This is a genomic window from Pseudomonas morbosilactucae (genome assembly GCF_023241665.1).
In the GTDB taxonomy this organism is placed as follows: Bacteria; Pseudomonadota; Gammaproteobacteria; order Pseudomonadales; family Pseudomonadaceae; genus Aquipseudomonas; species Aquipseudomonas morbosilactucae.
The window spans coordinates 229,419-244,807 of the sequence record NZ_JALQCX010000005.1 but is presented as its reverse complement, the minus strand read 5'-3'; the positions used below and the strand labels follow the sequence as shown (position 1 = coordinate 244,807).

The 15,389-nt window shown below is 64.0% G+C and carries 13 protein-coding genes and 1 pseudogene; 11 read left to right on the top strand and 3 right to left on the bottom strand.

Annotation, left to right across the window (positions count from 1 at the left end; all coding sequences use genetic code 11):
• Positions 1 to 235 precede the first annotated feature (235 nt).
• Positions 236 to 1,687 carry an alanine/glycine:cation symporter family protein gene (locus M1B35_RS03080; protein ID WP_268261187.1) on the top strand — a complete coding sequence of 484 codons (1,452 nt, stop codon included), beginning with the start codon at positions 236 to 238 and terminating at the stop codon, positions 1,685 to 1,687.
• 96 nt (positions 1,688 to 1,783) lie between these two features.
• A complete protein-coding gene (locus M1B35_RS03075; RefSeq protein ID WP_268261186.1) occupies positions 1,784 to 2,788 on the top strand; it encodes an asparaginase in 1,005 nt (334 codons plus the stop codon).
• Between the two features lie 72 nt (positions 2,789 to 2,860).
• Here M1B35_RS03075 and M1B35_RS03070 read toward each other — a convergent pair whose 3' ends face one another.
• Positions 2,861 to 3,406, bottom strand: coding sequence for a hypothetical protein (locus M1B35_RS03070; RefSeq protein WP_259740329.1), 546 nt, complete (start codon positions 3,404 to 3,406; stop codon positions 2,861 to 2,863).
• 198 nt (positions 3,407 to 3,604) lie between these two features.
• Here M1B35_RS03070 and M1B35_RS03065 point away from each other — a divergent pair, with 198 nt between their 5' ends.
• The 4 genes from M1B35_RS03065 (at position 3,605) to M1B35_RS03050 (ending at position 8,888) form a co-directional block, all read left to right on the top strand.
• Positions 3,605 to 4,597, top strand: coding sequence for an AraC family transcriptional regulator (locus M1B35_RS03065; RefSeq protein ID WP_123327908.1), 993 nt, complete (start codon positions 3,605 to 3,607; stop codon positions 4,595 to 4,597).
• Positions 4,598 to 4,667: 70 nt separating this feature from the next.
• Entirely contained in the window at positions 4,668 to 6,581 is a 1,914-nt protein-coding gene (locus M1B35_RS03060; RefSeq protein ID WP_425273380.1) for an ankyrin repeat domain-containing protein, read from the top strand.
• A gap of 162 nt (positions 6,582 to 6,743) precedes the next feature.
• The gene (locus M1B35_RS03055) at positions 6,744 to 7,775 is read left to right on the top strand and encodes a histone deacetylase family protein (RefSeq protein WP_123327909.1); all 1,032 of its coding nucleotides are present in this window, start codon (positions 6,744 to 6,746) and stop codon (positions 7,773 to 7,775) included.
• A gap of 12 nt (positions 7,776 to 7,787) precedes the next feature.
• On the top strand, positions 7,788 to 8,888 hold the full coding sequence (locus tag M1B35_RS03050; protein WP_123327910.1) for a polyamine ABC transporter substrate-binding protein: 1,101 nt from the start codon (positions 7,788 to 7,790) through the stop codon (positions 8,886 to 8,888).
• 114 nt (positions 8,889 to 9,002) lie between these two features.
• Here the strand turns inward: M1B35_RS03050 and pdxR are convergent, their stop codons facing one another.
• On the bottom strand, positions 9,003 to 10,553 hold the full coding sequence (gene pdxR, locus M1B35_RS03045) for a MocR-like pyridoxine biosynthesis transcription factor PdxR (RefSeq protein ID WP_268261185.1): 1,551 nt from the start codon (positions 10,551 to 10,553) through the stop codon (positions 9,003 to 9,005).
• Positions 10,554 to 10,656: 103 nt separating this feature from the next.
• Between pdxR and M1B35_RS03040 the strand changes: the two genes are divergently transcribed.
• Genes M1B35_RS03040 through M1B35_RS03030 form a run of 3 tightly spaced genes read left to right on the top strand, consistent with a single transcriptional unit; the run spans position 10,657 to position 12,422 of the window.
• Positions 10,657 to 11,280: an FMN-binding negative transcriptional regulator gene (locus tag M1B35_RS03040; RefSeq protein WP_268261184.1), complete on the top strand. Its 624-nt coding sequence runs from the start codon at positions 10,657 to 10,659 to the stop codon at positions 11,278 to 11,280.
• Positions 11,281 to 11,289: 9 nt separating this feature from the next.
• Positions 11,290 to 11,736 (top strand): GNAT family N-acetyltransferase, encoded by a 447-nt coding sequence (locus M1B35_RS03035; RefSeq protein WP_268261183.1) that lies wholly within the window; start codon positions 11,290 to 11,292, stop codon positions 11,734 to 11,736.
• A gap of 17 nt (positions 11,737 to 11,753) precedes the next feature.
• Positions 11,754 to 12,422, top strand: a complete 669-nt coding sequence (locus tag M1B35_RS03030; protein ID WP_123327914.1) for a GNAT family N-acetyltransferase — start codon at positions 11,754 to 11,756, stop codon at positions 12,420 to 12,422.
• 63 nt (positions 12,423 to 12,485) lie between these two features.
• On the opposite strand, the gene M1B35_RS03025 is transcribed toward M1B35_RS03030, so the two are convergent.
• Positions 12,486 to 13,385 carry a homocysteine S-methyltransferase family protein gene (locus tag M1B35_RS03025; RefSeq protein WP_123327915.1) on the bottom strand — a complete coding sequence of 300 codons (900 nt, stop codon included), beginning with the start codon at positions 13,383 to 13,385 and terminating at the stop codon, positions 12,486 to 12,488.
• A 110-nt stretch (positions 13,386 to 13,495) separates the two neighbouring features.
• Between M1B35_RS03025 and M1B35_RS03020 the strand changes: the two genes are divergently transcribed.
• Both M1B35_RS03020 and M1B35_RS03015 read left to right on the top strand, forming a co-directional pair.
• The gene (locus M1B35_RS03020) at positions 13,496 to 14,317 is read left to right on the top strand and encodes an ABC transporter substrate-binding protein (RefSeq protein WP_123327916.1); all 822 of its coding nucleotides are present in this window, start codon (positions 13,496 to 13,498) and stop codon (positions 14,315 to 14,317) included.
• Positions 14,314 to 15,149, top strand: a pseudogene (locus M1B35_RS03015) (amino acid ABC transporter permease). Before M1B35_RS03020 ends, M1B35_RS03015 begins: the two are co-directional and overlap by 4 nt.
• Positions 15,150 to 15,389: the final 240 nt, after the last annotated feature.

Here is a 15,389-nt window from a genome sequence, read left to right as displayed (position 1 = left end):
ATGCGCAACATGCAGACGGCGAGCGCGCGCACCGGTATAGTGCGCCCCCTCTTCGCATGCACAGCCTTCGGTCACGAGGCCCAGCCGCATGCGAAAGCCGAACTAATAACAACCCGCGATATGGAACCGGGACGAAAGCTCGCCCCATGGATTTTGCTGCCCGCAAAAGACCATGTAACGAGATATTTCAAACGGGCCAGCATTTGCCTTTACAAAAAACAGCGAGGAATACTCCATGCTCGAAGTCATCAACGACTTCCTCTCAGGGAAAGTACTGATCGTGCTCATTGTCGGGCTCGGTAGCTACTTCACGATCCGCTCGCGTTTCGTTCAATTGCGCCACTTCTTCCATATGTTCGCGGTGTTCCGCGACAGCCTGAAAAGCAGCGCCGGCCAACTCAGTTCGTTCCAGGCCCTGATGCTCAGCCTCGCCGGCCGCGTCGGTGCGGGCAACATCGCAGGCGTCGGCATCGCCGTTACCCTGGGCGGCCCTGGCGCCGTGTTCTGGATGTGGGTCACCGCGCTGGTGGGCATGTCCAGCAGCTTCTTCGAATGCTCCCTGGGCCAGCTCTACAAGCGCTGCGACTCCGAAGGGCAATACCGTGGCGGCCCGTCGTACTACATTCAGCACGGCCTGCAGAAACGCTGGTTGGGCATGATCATGGCCTTCCTGTTGCTGGTGACCTTCGGTTTCGCCTTCAACGGCCTGCAATCCCACGCTGTGACCCACTCGCTGAAAAACGCCTTCGACCTCAACCCGACCTACACCGGCCTGGCCCTGGCCGTGCTGCTGGGCCTGGTATTTGTCGGTGGCATCAAGCGCATCGCCAAGGTCGCTGACCTGCTGGTACCGGTGAAGACCCTGGTCTACATCGGCGTGACCATCTACGTCATCGTCCTGCAGTTCGACCATGTGCCGGCCATGCTGGCAACCATCGTCAAGAGCGCCTTCGGCCTGGACCAAGCCTTCGGTGGCCTGGTGGGCAGCGCCATCATCATGGGCGTGAAACGTGGCGTGTTCGCCAACGAAGCCGGCCTGGGCAGTGCGCCGAACGTGGCCGCCGTGGCCTCGGTCGAGCACCCGGTGGCACAGGGCGTGGTACAGGCGTTCAGCGTGTTCCTCGACACCTTCGTGATCTGCACCTGCACCGCGCTGCTGATCCTGTTGTCGGGCTTCTACACCCCGGGCTTCGAAGGTGACGGCATCGCCCTGACCCAGAACTCCCTGGCAGCCGTGGTCGGCGAATGGGGCCGGATGTTCATCTCGGTGGCCCTGGCGTTGTTCGTATTCACCTCGATCCTCTACAACTACTACCTGGGCGAGAACAACCTGCGCTTCCTGCTTGGCGAGAACCGCAACGCGTTGCTCCTGTACCGCACCCTGGTGCTGGTGCTGATCTTCTGGGGCGCGATCGAGGACTTGGGCACGGTGTTCGCCTTTGCCGACATCACCATGACCCTGCTGGCGTTCGTCAACCTGATCGCCCTGTTCCTGCTGTTCAAGGTCGCCATGCGCATCCTGCGTGACTACGACGACCAGCGCGCTGCCGGGATCAAGACCCCAGTGTTCGATTCCAGCAAGTTTGCCGACCTGGACCTGGACACCAAGGCCTGGCCTGCCAACCCGCAGACCCCAGCTACCGCGGCCCAAGCGGCCCCGGCCAACGCCAGCCCAGCGCAACGCTGAGTGCAGAACCGGGCGGCCCCGCGCCGCCCGACGTGACACGGCGTACGCCCGCAGGCATGCTGCGGCGCACGCAGTCATCGCCCAGGAGAATGGCCAATGAACCCCACAACTTTCCCCGCCGCGCAGAACGTCATGGTGCTCTACACCGGTGGCACCATCGGCATGCAAGCCAGCGCCAACGGCCTGGCCCCAGCGTCCGGCTTCGAAGCCCGGATGCGCGAGTACCTGCACAGCCAGCCTGAGCTGGTGGTGCCCAACTGGCGCTTTCGCGAGATGGCGCCGCTGATCGACAGCGCCAACATGACCCCCGACTACTGGCAGCGCCTGCGCGAAGCCGTGGTCGACGCGGTGGATGTGCAGGGCTGCGACAGCGTGCTGATCCTACACGGCACCGACACCCTGGCCTACAGCGCGGCGGCCATGAGCTTCCAGTTGCTGAGCCTCAAGGCGCGGGTGCTGTTCACCGGCTCCATGTTGCCGGCCGGCGTGCCGGACAGCGACGCCTGGGAAAACCTCAGCGGCGCCCTGGTGGCCCTGGGTCAAGGCTTGGCGCCCGGCGTGCAGCTGTATTTCCACGGCGAGCTGCTGGCACCGACCCGCTGCGCGAAAATCCGCAGCTTTGGCCGGCACCCGTTTGCCGCCTTGCAACGCCAGGGCGGCGGCACCAAGGCCGAGGCCATTCCAGCGGCCCTGGATTATCGCCAGGCCAAGCAATTGGCCAAGGTCGGCGTGCTGCCGTTGTTCCCCGGTATCGGCGCCGAGCTGCTCGATGGCGTGCTCGACAGCGGCATCCAGGCCCTGGTGCTGGAATGCTTCGGCAGCGGCACCGGCCCCAGCGACAACCCGGCATTCCTGGCCAGCCTGCAACGCGCCCGCGACCTGGGCGTGGTGGTGGTTGCGATCACTCAGTGCCATGAAGGCGGTGTGGATCTGGACATCTACGAAGCCGGTAGCCGCCTGCGCGGCGTGGGTGTGTTGTCCGGTGGCGGCATGACCCGCGAAGCAGCCTTCGGCAAGCTCAATGCCTTGCTCGGTGCCGGCCTGGAGACCGCCGAAGTGCGGCGCCTGGTCGAACTCGATCTGTGTGGCGAATTGAGCTGAAGCTCGCGCTCGGGAGCCGGTAGCTACTGCGGTAGCCGCCGGCTCGACGACGAGCAGAGGGTGGCTATCGGGTTACTTTTTGACCGAGTAATCCTGGCCCCAGACCCGCACCGAACTCGAGCTCTCGATCGGCCCTTCAAACACGAACTTCTGCCGCACTGCCGCCTTGGCCGGGATGGTGACTTCGTCCGGGTTGTCGAGGCTGGCAGTCAAGTTGTTGGCGTAACCGTCCTGGTCGATCGCCAGCAGGGCGCCGGCCTGCTTGAGGTTGATCAGCCGCAACTGGCTGTCGCTGCTGTTCTTGAAACCCAGGGTAACGTTGAAGCTGTCGCCGGCGGCTTCGGTCTTCAATACCTGGACGTCGACGCGGCCTTTCATTTGCTCACGGGAGGAAATGATCGAGGCACCGTCGACGCCTTGCGCCGACTGGCGACCATCGAGCACGCCTTCGCTGACGCCGCCCAAAAGGTTTTTGCCTGCCGAAATGGCTGACGAGACGGCTGACTTGGCAGAGTCCTTGATGGTGCTTTCGCTGCTTGGCTCAGCCTCGGCCAGGCACAGCGAACTCAGGAGCAAGCCGGACACCAGAAGCAGGGAACGCGCAGGAGTGAGGGTCATACATAGTCCTTTATCGGGGTTGCTACACCACCACCTCAGGCGGTGAATGGCAGGCAGGTTGCACCAATCAAAGCGCCAAGTCACTAGCCACACTGCGCCCGGAATGCGGCATGCCGCTGGCCGGCGAACCGCAGGTCTGATCGCGGGCGGCATGCAACTTGCTCCGCTTACCGGCCTTACCCAGGCTGGAATCTGCGCATGCTGCACTCGCACCTCACCACCCTCAATGCCGTTTCCCTGGTGCTCAACACCTTCAAGGACCAGGGCCTGCCCAGTGAAGCGTTGCTGGCCGGCAGCGGTATCAACGCCGCGGACCTGAGCCGCGCCGACACCCGCATCACCACCAGCCAGGAAATGCTGGTGTGTGCCAACGCGGTTGCCCTGCAACGAGACATCGGCCTGGAGCTGGGCCGGCGCATGCACGTTTCGTCCTACGGCATGCTCGGCTATGCCCTGCTGACCAGTGCCACCTTAGGTGACGCTTTGCGCCTGGCGCTGCGTTATCCGGCGCTGATGGGAACACTTTTCGAGCTCAGCCTGGAAAGCGACGGGCCGCGTACCTGGCTCACCGCCGCCGATTATCGCGAGTGCCCGGCCCTGGCCGCCTTCAATACCGAGTTCTGCCTGGCCTCATTGAAGGTCATCTGCGACGACCTGCTGGGCCATCCGCTGCCGCTGCTGGGTGCCCGCTTCGAGTACCCCGCCCCGGACTACCAACAACGCTACGGCGAACGCTTCGACTGCCCGTTGCAGTTCGAGGCCAGCAGCAACGCCTTTGCCTTCGACCCGCGCTGGCTCGACCAGCCCCTGCCCCTGGCCGACGCCATTACCCACCAGGCCATGGCCGAGCGCTGCCGCAAGCAGAACACCGAGTTCACCGGGCGCCAGGCCTGGCTCGGGCGCATCCGCCAACTGCTGGCCGCGCAGCTGGACGCCGCACCAGGGCTTGAGGGGCTGGCGGAACAGATGAACTGTTCGGCCCGCACCCTGCGCCGGCACCTCAAGGACCTGGGCTGCAGTTATCAGGAACTGCTCGACGAGCTGCGTTTCGAACAGGCCAAGCAGATGCTCTGCGAAGACCAGATGCCGATCTACCGGATCGCCGAGGCCCTGGGCTTCAGCGAAACCGCGAGTTTCCGCCACGCCTTTATCCGCTGGAGCGGCGTGGCGCCCAGCCAGTTCCGGCCCTGACACAAACCCCGGCATAAAGCGCCCGATTGCATTACATTGCCGACCTTTCTACCGGCAAGGGACTGCAATCTTGAACCTCTCCACAGGCGCCATCGCCAGCCCCACGCGCTTGCGCCGAATCGGCCTGGCACTGCTGATGCTCGCCGTCGTACCCGCCGCCCAGGCCTTCGACTTGGCCAAGATGAAGTGGTGGGACATGTCCAGCGACTTCGTCATGGACGAGCCGGAAACCGCCACCCTGCAGATCAAGCCGTTCCCCCTGCCCGGCCTGGCGCAACCGGCGGCGCGGATCGTGCTCAGCCAGTACCGTGGGCTGTTCTACCTCAACGCCTACCAGGACCGCGGGTACCGGCAGCGGATCTATAAATCAGCGCCGATACCGCTGTTCAGCCCCGAGGAGTTGCGCGCCTGCGTGTCGCCAGGCGAGTCGATCCAGGTCTCGGACAACTGGCCGCCCACTAATGAACTGGTGGACGGGATCAGCCTGACGCCCCTGAGCTTCGACTGCCGAAGCCCTTCGGAATGGCAACTCAACCAGCGTTATCTGCTGATCGACCAGCGCGACCCGCAACACCCGCTGCTGGCCATCAGTCATCGCCGGGACATGACGGACTTGAGCTTCACCCCGCTGCAGCCCGTCAACGCCGAGATCGAGCAACAGTGGCTGCTGGCCTTGCAGCACTTTCCTCAATGGTTCCGGCCCTTCACCAGTGGCAAAGGCCCGATCACCTTCAATGCATACTCGGCACCGGCCGCGGAAGAGGCCACCTGGAAACAGTTCCGTGCACTGCACGAGCAATTGCGCAAGGCCAAGGACAAAGGGCCGGGCATCCTCCAGGTCGAGGACTTCTTCGCCGTGCATGACTACCGCACCCTCGCCCCGGACCGCAGCGAGTACCCCGGGCTGCTCAACGACATTGCCTACTGGACCACCGAAGCCGGCCAACTGAAAACCGCCCGTCCCTGGCTGGCGGAAGTGCTGCGCCGCGACCCCGGGCGCATGCCGACGTACCTCAACCTGGCGGACCTGGACTGGGCCCAGTTCGAGCAACGACCACAGGATAAACTCCACCAGGGCCGGGCCATCGAGGGTTACCGGGTGTACTGCGGCCTGCGCCTGAAACGCCAGATGAGCATTCCGCCCAGGGTGCTCCAGCGCCTGGGCCTGAGCGCCGCCAACCCGCAGGCGTGCCAGGGCTTCTGGCCGCTGGTGGCAGCGGTGGATGCCGGTGACGAAAGCGAAGTGCGGCGCTTGCTGGCCAGTGGCGTGAGTGGCGAGGTCATGGCCTTCGATGGGCGCAGCGCCCTGCTGCACGCGCTGGAGGCCCCGCACCTGGCGATCGCCCAACTGCTGCTGGACAACGGCGCCCAGACCCACGGCCATTACAACTACAGCACCCTGGCCATATTGGCCATGCGCCGCGACCTGCGGGACAGCACCGACCTTCGCCAGGGCGGGCGCCTGAAGTTCCTGCTGGACGCTGGCGTGGCCATCGACGAGCAGGACAGCCAGGGCATGACGCCGCTGATGATTCTGGCCGAACAACAGCGCAATCTCGAAGGCTTCACCTGGCTGCTGCAGCACCCGCAGAAGCTCGACCTGCGCACCCTGAATGACGGTGAAACCGCGCTGTACCGGGCGTTCTGGGGCAACAACTACGCCGCCATGAGGCTCCTGATCGAGGCTGGGGCCGACCTCAACCTGAGCTATGGCCGTGGCACCTGCTACAACGAGCCCTTGGGTCAGAGCCTGCTGATGTTCGTGGCCGACAAGATTTCCCCGGATCAGGGCGCCCCCATCGTCAGCCGGCAGGAAACCCTGGACATGTTCACCCTGCTCCTGGAAAAGGGCGCCGATCCGAATGTTGGCCAGCACTGCGAGAAGAAGGGCCGGGCCCTGCTGCTGGAGATCATCGCCCGGAAAAAACGCGACGACATGCTCCAGGTCCTGCAACGCCTGGCTCCCCAGCCCGCCGCGAGCTGACACCGCTGGCGCCCCGCAATGGGGCGCCACGCCTCTTTAGGGGGCGAATTTCGGTCAAACACTTTGGCCATATCGATCCCCTTTTGGCCTTTCCTGCCGTTCTCCGAAACCCCGCGCCCCGCAAGACTGTGACCCACCGAATCAGCCTGCGGAGAACAAGAAATGCTGACGATCTACTCGGACGATCACCACCTGCACCATGGCCGCTGCGAATTGATCGACGGCCAGCTCATGCCCTGCTTTGAAATGCCCTCCCGCGCCGACCATGTGTTGAGCCGCGTGCAAGCCCGCCAACTGGGCCCGGTGGAGGCGCCCAAGGACTTCGGCCTGGGTCCCATCGAGCGTATCCACAGCCGCGCTTACCTGGACTTCTTCAAGGGCGCCTGGGACCGCTGGGCCGCCCAAGGCATCGATGGCGACCTGCTGCCCTTCACCTGGCCGGCCCGCACGTTGCGCCGGGTACTCCCCAGCAACCTGCACGGGCAACTGGGCTACTACAGTTTCGACGGCGGCGCGCCGATCACCGCCGGCACCTGGCAAGCGGCCTACAGCGCGGCGCAAGTGGCGCTCACCGCCCAGGCCGCGATCCAGGCCGGCGCCCACAGCGCCTTTGCCCTGTGCCGACCACCGGGGCATCACGCCGCCAGCGACTTGATGGGCGGCTACTGCTACCTGAACAACGCCGCCATCGCCGCCCAGGCCTTTCTCGACCAGGGCCACGGTAAGGTCGCGATCCTCGACGTCGACTACCACCATGGCAACGGCACCCAGTCGATTTTCTATGAGCGCAGCGACGTGCTGTTCACCTCGATCCACGGCCACCCGGAAGCGGAGTTCCCGTTCTTCCTCGGCTACGCGGACGAGCTCGGCGAAGGCCCGGGCGAAGGTTTCAACTTCAACTACCCTCTGGCCGCCGGCAGCGGCTGGGATGTATGGAGCGCAGCCCTGGAAGAGGCTTGCGCAGAGATCGCCCGCTACGGCGCCGACATCATTGTCGTGTCCCTGGGTGTGGACACCTTCAAGGACGATCCGATCTCCCAGTTCAAGCTCGACAGCCCGGACTACCTGGCCATGGGCGAACGCATCGCGGCCCTCGGCAAGCCGACGCTGTTCGTTATGGAAGGCGGTTACGCGGTAGAAGAAATCGGCATCAACGCCGTGAACGTTCTCGAAGGTTTTCAACGCGCCCAATGAGGGAATAGCAGCATGAAACGATTCCAACGCCTGATCGTCCCAGCCCTCTGCGCCACCTTTGTCGGTGGCGCCGCGCACGCTGAAGAACGCACCCTGCGGGTCTACAACTGGTTCGACTACATCACCCCCAAGGCCCTGGACGACTTCAAGGCCCAGAACACCCAGACCAAGCTGGTGTACGACATCTTCGACACCAACGAAGCCCTGGAAGCCAAGCTGCTGACCGGTAACTCCGGCTACGACGTGGTGGTGCCGTCCAACGTATTCCTGGCCAAGCAGATCGAGGCCGGGGTGTTCCAGCCCCTGGACCGCAGCAAGCTGCCCAACTGGAACCACCTCGATCCCAAGCTGATGAAGCTGATCGAGGCCAACGACCCGGGCAACAAGTTCGCCGTGCCCTACATGTACGGGACCATCCTGATCGGCTTCAACCCGGACAAGGTCAAGGCCGCCCTCGGCGACAAGGCGCCGGTGGACAGCTGGGACCTGATTTTCAAGGAAGAGAACATCAGCAAGCTCAAGCAGTGCGGCGTGGCCCTGCTCGACTCGCCATCAGAGATCCTGCCCCTGGCCTTGCAGCACCTGGGCCTGGACCCCAACAGCAAAAAGCCGGCGGACTACGCCAAAGCTGAAGCACTGTTGATGAAGATCCGGCCGTACATCACTTACTTCCACTCCTCGAAGTACATGGCGGACATCGCCAATGGCGACATCTGCGTGGCAGTGGGCTACTCGGGGAGCTTCTCCCAGGCCGCCAACCGCGCCAAGGAAGCCAAGAATGGCGTGACCGTGGACATGCGTCTGCCCAAGGAAGGCGCGCCGATCTGGTTCGACATGCTGGCGATCCCCAAAGGCGCGAAGAACCCGGAAGATGCCTACACCTTCATCAATTACCTGCTGCAACCCCAGGTGATTGCCCCGGTCAGCGACTTTGTCGGCTACCCGAACCCGAACAAGGACGCCACCGAGCTGGTCGACCCGGCGATCCGCAATAACCCCAACCTGTACCCCACCGAAGCGGCGATGGGCACCCTCTACACCCTGCAACCCCTGCCCCGCGACGCCGAACGCGCCCGGACCCGAGCCTGGACCAAAATCAAATCCGGAACCTGACGCCCATTTGTTGGGGGCCGCTGCAAGAGCGGCTGGGGGGGCGTTGTGCTTGCCAGCGATAGCGCCCCTGAGACCGCTGCAAACCCACGGGCCTTACCGCCGGCAAGCCGGCGCCTACGGGGTCCAGGCGTTGCGCAGGCGGGCCAGGGCGGACTGGATGTCGGCTTCGGGCACGGCGGCAAAACCCAGCACCAGCCCCGCTCGCTGATCCACGGGCAACTCCGAGTCCGGCAACCAGTAGCGGCTGAGGCCACTGATTTCCACATCGACCTCGGCCGCCTGGGCCACCAAGGCTTGCTCGCGGGCCAGGCTGGCTACCGGGATGGTCAGGTGCAACCCCGCCGCCACCGTCGGCAATGCGCCCACGCCAGGGATATCCACAGGCCAACCGGCCAGTAAGGTATTGCGTCGGCTCAGCGCCGCCCGCCGCATACGGCGGATGTGCCGCTGAAAATGCCCGGCGGCCATGAATTCGGCCATCACCACTTGGGTGCTGACTTCCGAATGCCGTACATCCACTGCCCGACGCTGGGCAAAGGCCTGCACCAGCCCCGGCGGCAGCACCAGGTAACCCAGGCGCAGGGCCGGGAACGCCACCTTGCCGAAGGTGCCGACGTAAATCACCCGCCCCTGGCGATCCAGCGCAGCCAACGGCGCCAGGGGCGCACCGCTGTAACGGTACTCGCCGTCGTAGTCGTCCTCGACGATCCAGCCCTGGGTACGCTCGGCCCAGGCCAGCAGCTCCAGGCGCCGGGCCAGGCTCATGATGACCCCCGTGGGGTACTGGTGGGACGGCGTGACGTAGGCCAGGCGACAGTGCTCCAGGCGGTTCAGCGCCTGACAGTCGATACCCTCCTGGTCCACCGCCACGCCACGCAGTTGCGCCCCGGCAATCGCGAACGCATGACCGGCCGCGCGGTAGCCGGGGTTTTCCACAGCCACGGCGTCGCCGGGCTCCACCAGCAGCTGTGCACAAAGGCTAATGCCCTGCTGCGCGCCACTGGTGATCACAATTTGTTCAGCGCTGCATTGCAGCCCCCGCGAGCTGCGCAAATACGCCGCGATCATGCCGCGCAAGCGGCTGTCCCCGGCAGAGTCGCCGTAACACAACTGGCGCAGGTCGGGTTTGCGCCAGAAAGCCGCGTTCAGCTTGGCCCAGACCTCGAACGGGAACAGGTCGAAGGCTGGAATACCCACGCGAAACGCCCGTGGCGGACCACTGGGCGGCAGGCTCAAATGGTGCTGCTCCACACGCTGCAAAGCGCCGCTGTGGATAACTTCACTGGATGTAATACCAGGTAAACCCGTCGATTTTGTGGATAAACCTGTGGGTAAGCCTGTTGAAAACCCTGTGGATACTTTTGTGGATAGTTTTTTGATTGGCAGGCGGGTTTCCGGCAATTGGGCCACATAGGTGCCGTCACCGACGCGGCCTTCGATAAAGCCTTCGGCGTACAACTGGTCGTAGGCCCGCACCACGCTGTTGCGGGAAATCCCCAGGGCCGCGGCCAGGTCGCGGCTGGCCGGCAGTCGCGTACCGCTGGCCAGGCGCCCGTCCAGCACCCGCAAACGCAGGGCCTGGTACAGCTGGCGACTAAGGCCCTGGCGCCGGTCGAGTTCGATACCGGCCGGGTTGAAAGACAACGGCAGCGATGGGCTGTTCATGGCGGGAACCTGAATGATTGGACCTATGAAATAGACCCTAGATGGCTCTTACAACAGACCATTAGCCTGCCTAGGATGCAGCCATTCGCCAAGGATATTTTCCATGTACCTACCCCGCGCCTTTGCCGAGGACGATCTGTCCACGTTGCAACAACTGATCAGCGAAACCCGCCTCGCAACCCTGGTAACCCATGGCGCGCTGGGCCTGCAAGCCAGCCACTTGCCCCTGCTGCTGCACCCTGAACAGGGCCCCAATGGCACCCTCTACGGGCACCTGGCCCGGGCCAACCCACAGTGCCAGGAATTGGCCAGCGGCGCCGAGGCATTGGTGATTTTTGCCGGTGCGGAGGCCTACGTCAGCCCGGGCTTTTACCCGAGCAAGGCGGAGCACGGCAAAGTGGTGCCCACCTGGAATTACGTGGCGGTGCATGCCTACGGCAACCCCGAGGTGTTCAGCGATGCCCCGCGCCTGCTGGCGTTGGTCAGCGGCCTGACCGACCGCCACGAAGCCGGGCGTGCCCAGCCCTGGCAGGTCAGCGATGCCCCCGCCGACTACATCGACGGCATGCTCAAGGCCATCGTCGGTTTCGCGTTGCCGATCCAGCGCCTGGAAGGCAAACGCAAACTCAGCCAGAACCGCACCCCGGCTGACATGGCCGGGGTGCGCGAGGGCCTGGCCGCCAGTACCGATCCCCGTGACCAACAACTTTCCCACCTGATGCGCTAAGGAACTTGCATGAGCCAGATTCAGATCCGCCCCGTCACCCCTGCTGATCACGCCGCCTGGCTGCCGCTGTGGCAGGCCTACTTGCGCTTCTACAACACCGAGCTGCCCGAGGCCGTCACCCAAAGCACCTGGCAGCGCTTGCTCGATGCCAGCGAGCCGACCCACGCCGCCCTGGCCTGGGATGGCGAACAAGCGGTGGGCCTGGTGCATTTCATCTACCATCGCTCGAACTGGAGCATCGAGAACTCCTGCTACCTGCAGGACCTGCTGGTGGCCCCTGAGCAACGGGGCACCGGTGTAGGCCGGCAACTGATCGAATTCGTCTACGCCCAGGCCAAGGCCGATGGCTGCTGCAAGGTCCATTGGTTGACCCACGAAACCAATGCCACGGCCATCCAGCTCTACGAGCGCATTGCCGAGCGCCCGGGCTTCATCCAGTTTCGCAAAGGCCTTTGAGGCTCAAGGAGAGCAATATGTCGACGTCACTCGCCGATTGGAAAGGGGCCCCGCTGCCTTCGGCCACCCTGCTGCAAGGGCGCTTTATCCGCCTGGAAAAACTGGACCCGGCGCGCCACGGCGACGGCCTGTGGCAAGCCCTCGAAGGCCCCGGCGCCGACCCCAAGTTGTGGGACTACCTGCCCTATGGCCCGTTCGAGCGCGCCCCGTTCGATGCCTGGCTGGCCAACCACGCAGCCAACAGCGACCCGTACTTTTTCTGCGTGGTCGACCAGGCCAGCGGTGAGGTCCAGGGCATGCTCAGCCTGATGTCCATCGTCGCCGCCCAGGGGCGTATCGAGATTGGTCATGTGACCTTCGGCGCGCCCATGCAGCGTTCGCCGAAAAGCACCGAGGCGGTCTATCTGCTGGCCAAGGAAGCCTTCGCCATGGGTTACCGGCGCCTGGAGTGGAAGTGCAACAACGACAACGCCCGCTCGCGCTATGCCGCGGAACGCCTGGGGTTCAGTTTTGAAGGGGTGTTTCGCCAACACATGGTGGTCAAGGGCCAGAACCGTGACACGGCCTGGTACTCGATCCTGGACTCGGAATGGCCGGCGATTGCCAAGGGTTTCGAACAGTGGCTGAGCGATGAGAACCAGAGCGGTTCGGGGCAGATCCAAACCCTGGCGCAATGCCGGGGCTAGACCGAACAACGGTATCACCGACCAAGGCAACGCCAGGCGACGTTGCCTTGGTCGGCGAAGGGCTTAGCCGAGCTTCTGCGCCAACACCGCAATATGCTCCGGGCCAATGCCGCAGCAGCCGCCAATGTGGCTGGCGCCGCGCTGGTTCCAGTCCGCCGCCCATTGCAGGTAGCCAGGTGGGTCCAGGTCTTCGCGCAACGGGCACAGGCCGTCGTTGGCGGTAGCGTCCTCGGGTTGCGGCGGGAAGGCGTTGGCGTACACGCCAATGTTGATCTGCACGCCCAGGCGTTCGAAGGTCTCACGGGCCGCGTCCACGGCAGCGCCGATCACTTCCGGCTGGCTGCAGTTGAACAGCAGGGTTTCCACCCCCAACTCGGCCGCCACGGCAGCCGCTTCGGCCACCGGCTCGCCGGAACGCAGACGCGGCACTTCGTCGGTGTCTTCATCCTTGAGGGTGAAGGACAGCCAGAACGGCTTGCCGTCCTGGGGCAGACCGGCACGAATCGCCCGCGCCTCGACGATGGAGCTCTGGGTTTCCGCCAGCCACAGGTCGACATGGGGCGCCAGGCCCTTGACCAGTGGTGTCAGCAGTTCGCTGACCCGCTCGGCCTGGAACAGGTCGGGACGGTAGGAACCGAACAGCGGCGGCAACGAGCCCGCCACCCGCACCGGTTTGCCGGAAGCATCCACGGCGCGACGCGCCAACTCGCCAGCCAAGGCCGCCAGGGCCTGGCCTTCGGCGGCAAAGCGTTCTTCACCAATGTGGAAAGGCACCACCGCGTAGCTGTTGCTGGTGATGACGTTGGCGCCGCTTTCGATATAGGCCGCGTGCACCGCCTCAACCGCCTGCGGTGCCTCGCTCAACGCCAGGGCAGACCACTCGGGTTGCCGGAACGGCGCGCCGCGACGCTGCAGTTCACGGCCCATGCCGCCATCCAGGATTACTGTGCTGCCTGCGCCCATATGCTTTTTACTCATATGCTTATAAAAATAACTCACTACCGGAGTCGGTCTTATAACTATTAAATACGCTCCATTCGGTTAATCACAACCTTTTTTCAGTCAGGATCCCCATGAATCTCAAACCGCTACTGGCCCTGGGCCTGACACTGATTGCTGCCTCTGGCCAAGCCTTTGCCGGTGCCACCCTGGACCGCATCGAGCAGAAAAAAGAACTGGTCGGCGTGCTGATGGAAAGCTACCCGCCCTTCTCTTTCCTCAATGACCAGAACCAGCTGGACGGCTTCGACGTCGACGTGGCCAAGGCCGTGGCGGAAAAACTCGGGGTCAAGCTGCGCCTGGAAACACCGTCCTGGGACGTGATTGCCGCCGGTCGCTGGAGCGGTCGTTATGACATCTGCATCTGCTCCATGACCCCGAGCAAAGCCCGCGCCGAAGTCTTCGACTTCCCGGTTGAGTACTACGCCTCGCCTGCGGTGATCGTGGTCAACGCCAAGGACGATCGCATCCACAGCGCCAAGGACCTGAGCAACAAGAAGGTCGGCCTGACCAGCGCCTCCAGCTACGAGAGCTATCTGAACAAGAACCTGGTGATCGAAGGCGCCGAAGACACTCAACTGCAATACCCGTTCGAGAACGTGCAGATCGCCCCGTACGACACCGACAACGTGGCTTTCCAAGACCTGGGCCTGGGCGCCGGCGTGCGCCTGGACGCCATCCTGACCAACCTGGTGACCGCACAACCGCGCCTGAATCAGGACAAACGCTTCAAGCTCGCGGGCGAACCGCTGTACGCCGAACCCAACTCGGTGGCCATCGAGAAAGGCGACGCCCAGTGGAACAGCAAAGTGCGTGAAGTCTTTGCCCAGTTGAAACAAGACGGCACCCTGAGCAAACTGTCGGACAAATGGATCGGCGCCGACATCAGCAAATGACCTCTCTCTCGCAACCCCCTCAGCCACCGCAACCGGTGCTGAGTCGTTTATCAAACGCTTGCTGGGTTTCCGCACCCGGCTGTTCCTGACCTGGGCGGTGATGTTCGGCCTGTTTGCCAGTTTTTTCCTGAGCTTCGACCTGAAGTTCTCGATCATTCTCGACAAGCTGCCCAACCTGATCGGCTTGCACCTGGCGCCCAACGGCTTCCTCCAGGGGGCGGCGCTGACGCTGTTCCTCTGCCTGTGCTCGATCGTTGCCTCATGCGCCCTGGGCTTTATCACAGCCTTGGGACGCCTGTCGAAAAGCGCCGTGGCCTTCGGCGTGGCGAGCTTCTACGCGTCGTTCTTCCGCGGCACGCCGCTGCTGATCCAGATCCTCCTGATCTACCTCGGCCTGCCGCAATTGGGCGTGGTGCCGGGTGCCGTCACCGCAGGGATCATTGCCCTGTCGTTGAACTACGGCGCCTACCTGAGCGAGATCTTCCGCGCCGGCATCCTCGGCGTGGCCCACGGGCAACGTGAAGCCGCCCTGGCCCTGGGCATGCGCGACAGCGTGATTTTCTGGCAAGTCACCCTGCCCCAAGCCATGCGCACCATCATCCCGCCGACCACCAACCAGTTCATCTCCATGCTCAAGGACTCGTCGCTGATTTCGGTGATGGGGGTTTGGGAAGTGATGTTCCTGGCCCAGTCCTACGGCCGCTCCAGCTACCGCTACATCGAGATGCTGACCACCGCGGCGATCATCTACTGGCTGTTGTCGATCGGCCTGGAACTGATCCAGGCCCGCATGGAACGCCATTACGGCAAGGCCTACGCCAAGCGCGAGTGACCGAAGCCCCTACCCGGCACGCCCTCGTAGGAGCCGGCTTGCCGGCGATGGGGCACTCGAATCCGGACTCACACCCCAGGCCGCCATCGCTGGCAAGCCAGCTCCTACACACCTCTTGCTGGCGACGCCCCTACCCGGCGGATATCACGCCCTCCGTAGGAACCGGCTTGCCGGCGATGGGGCTCTCGAATCCGGACTCACACCTCAGGCCGCTATCGCTGGCAAGCCAGCTCCTACGCA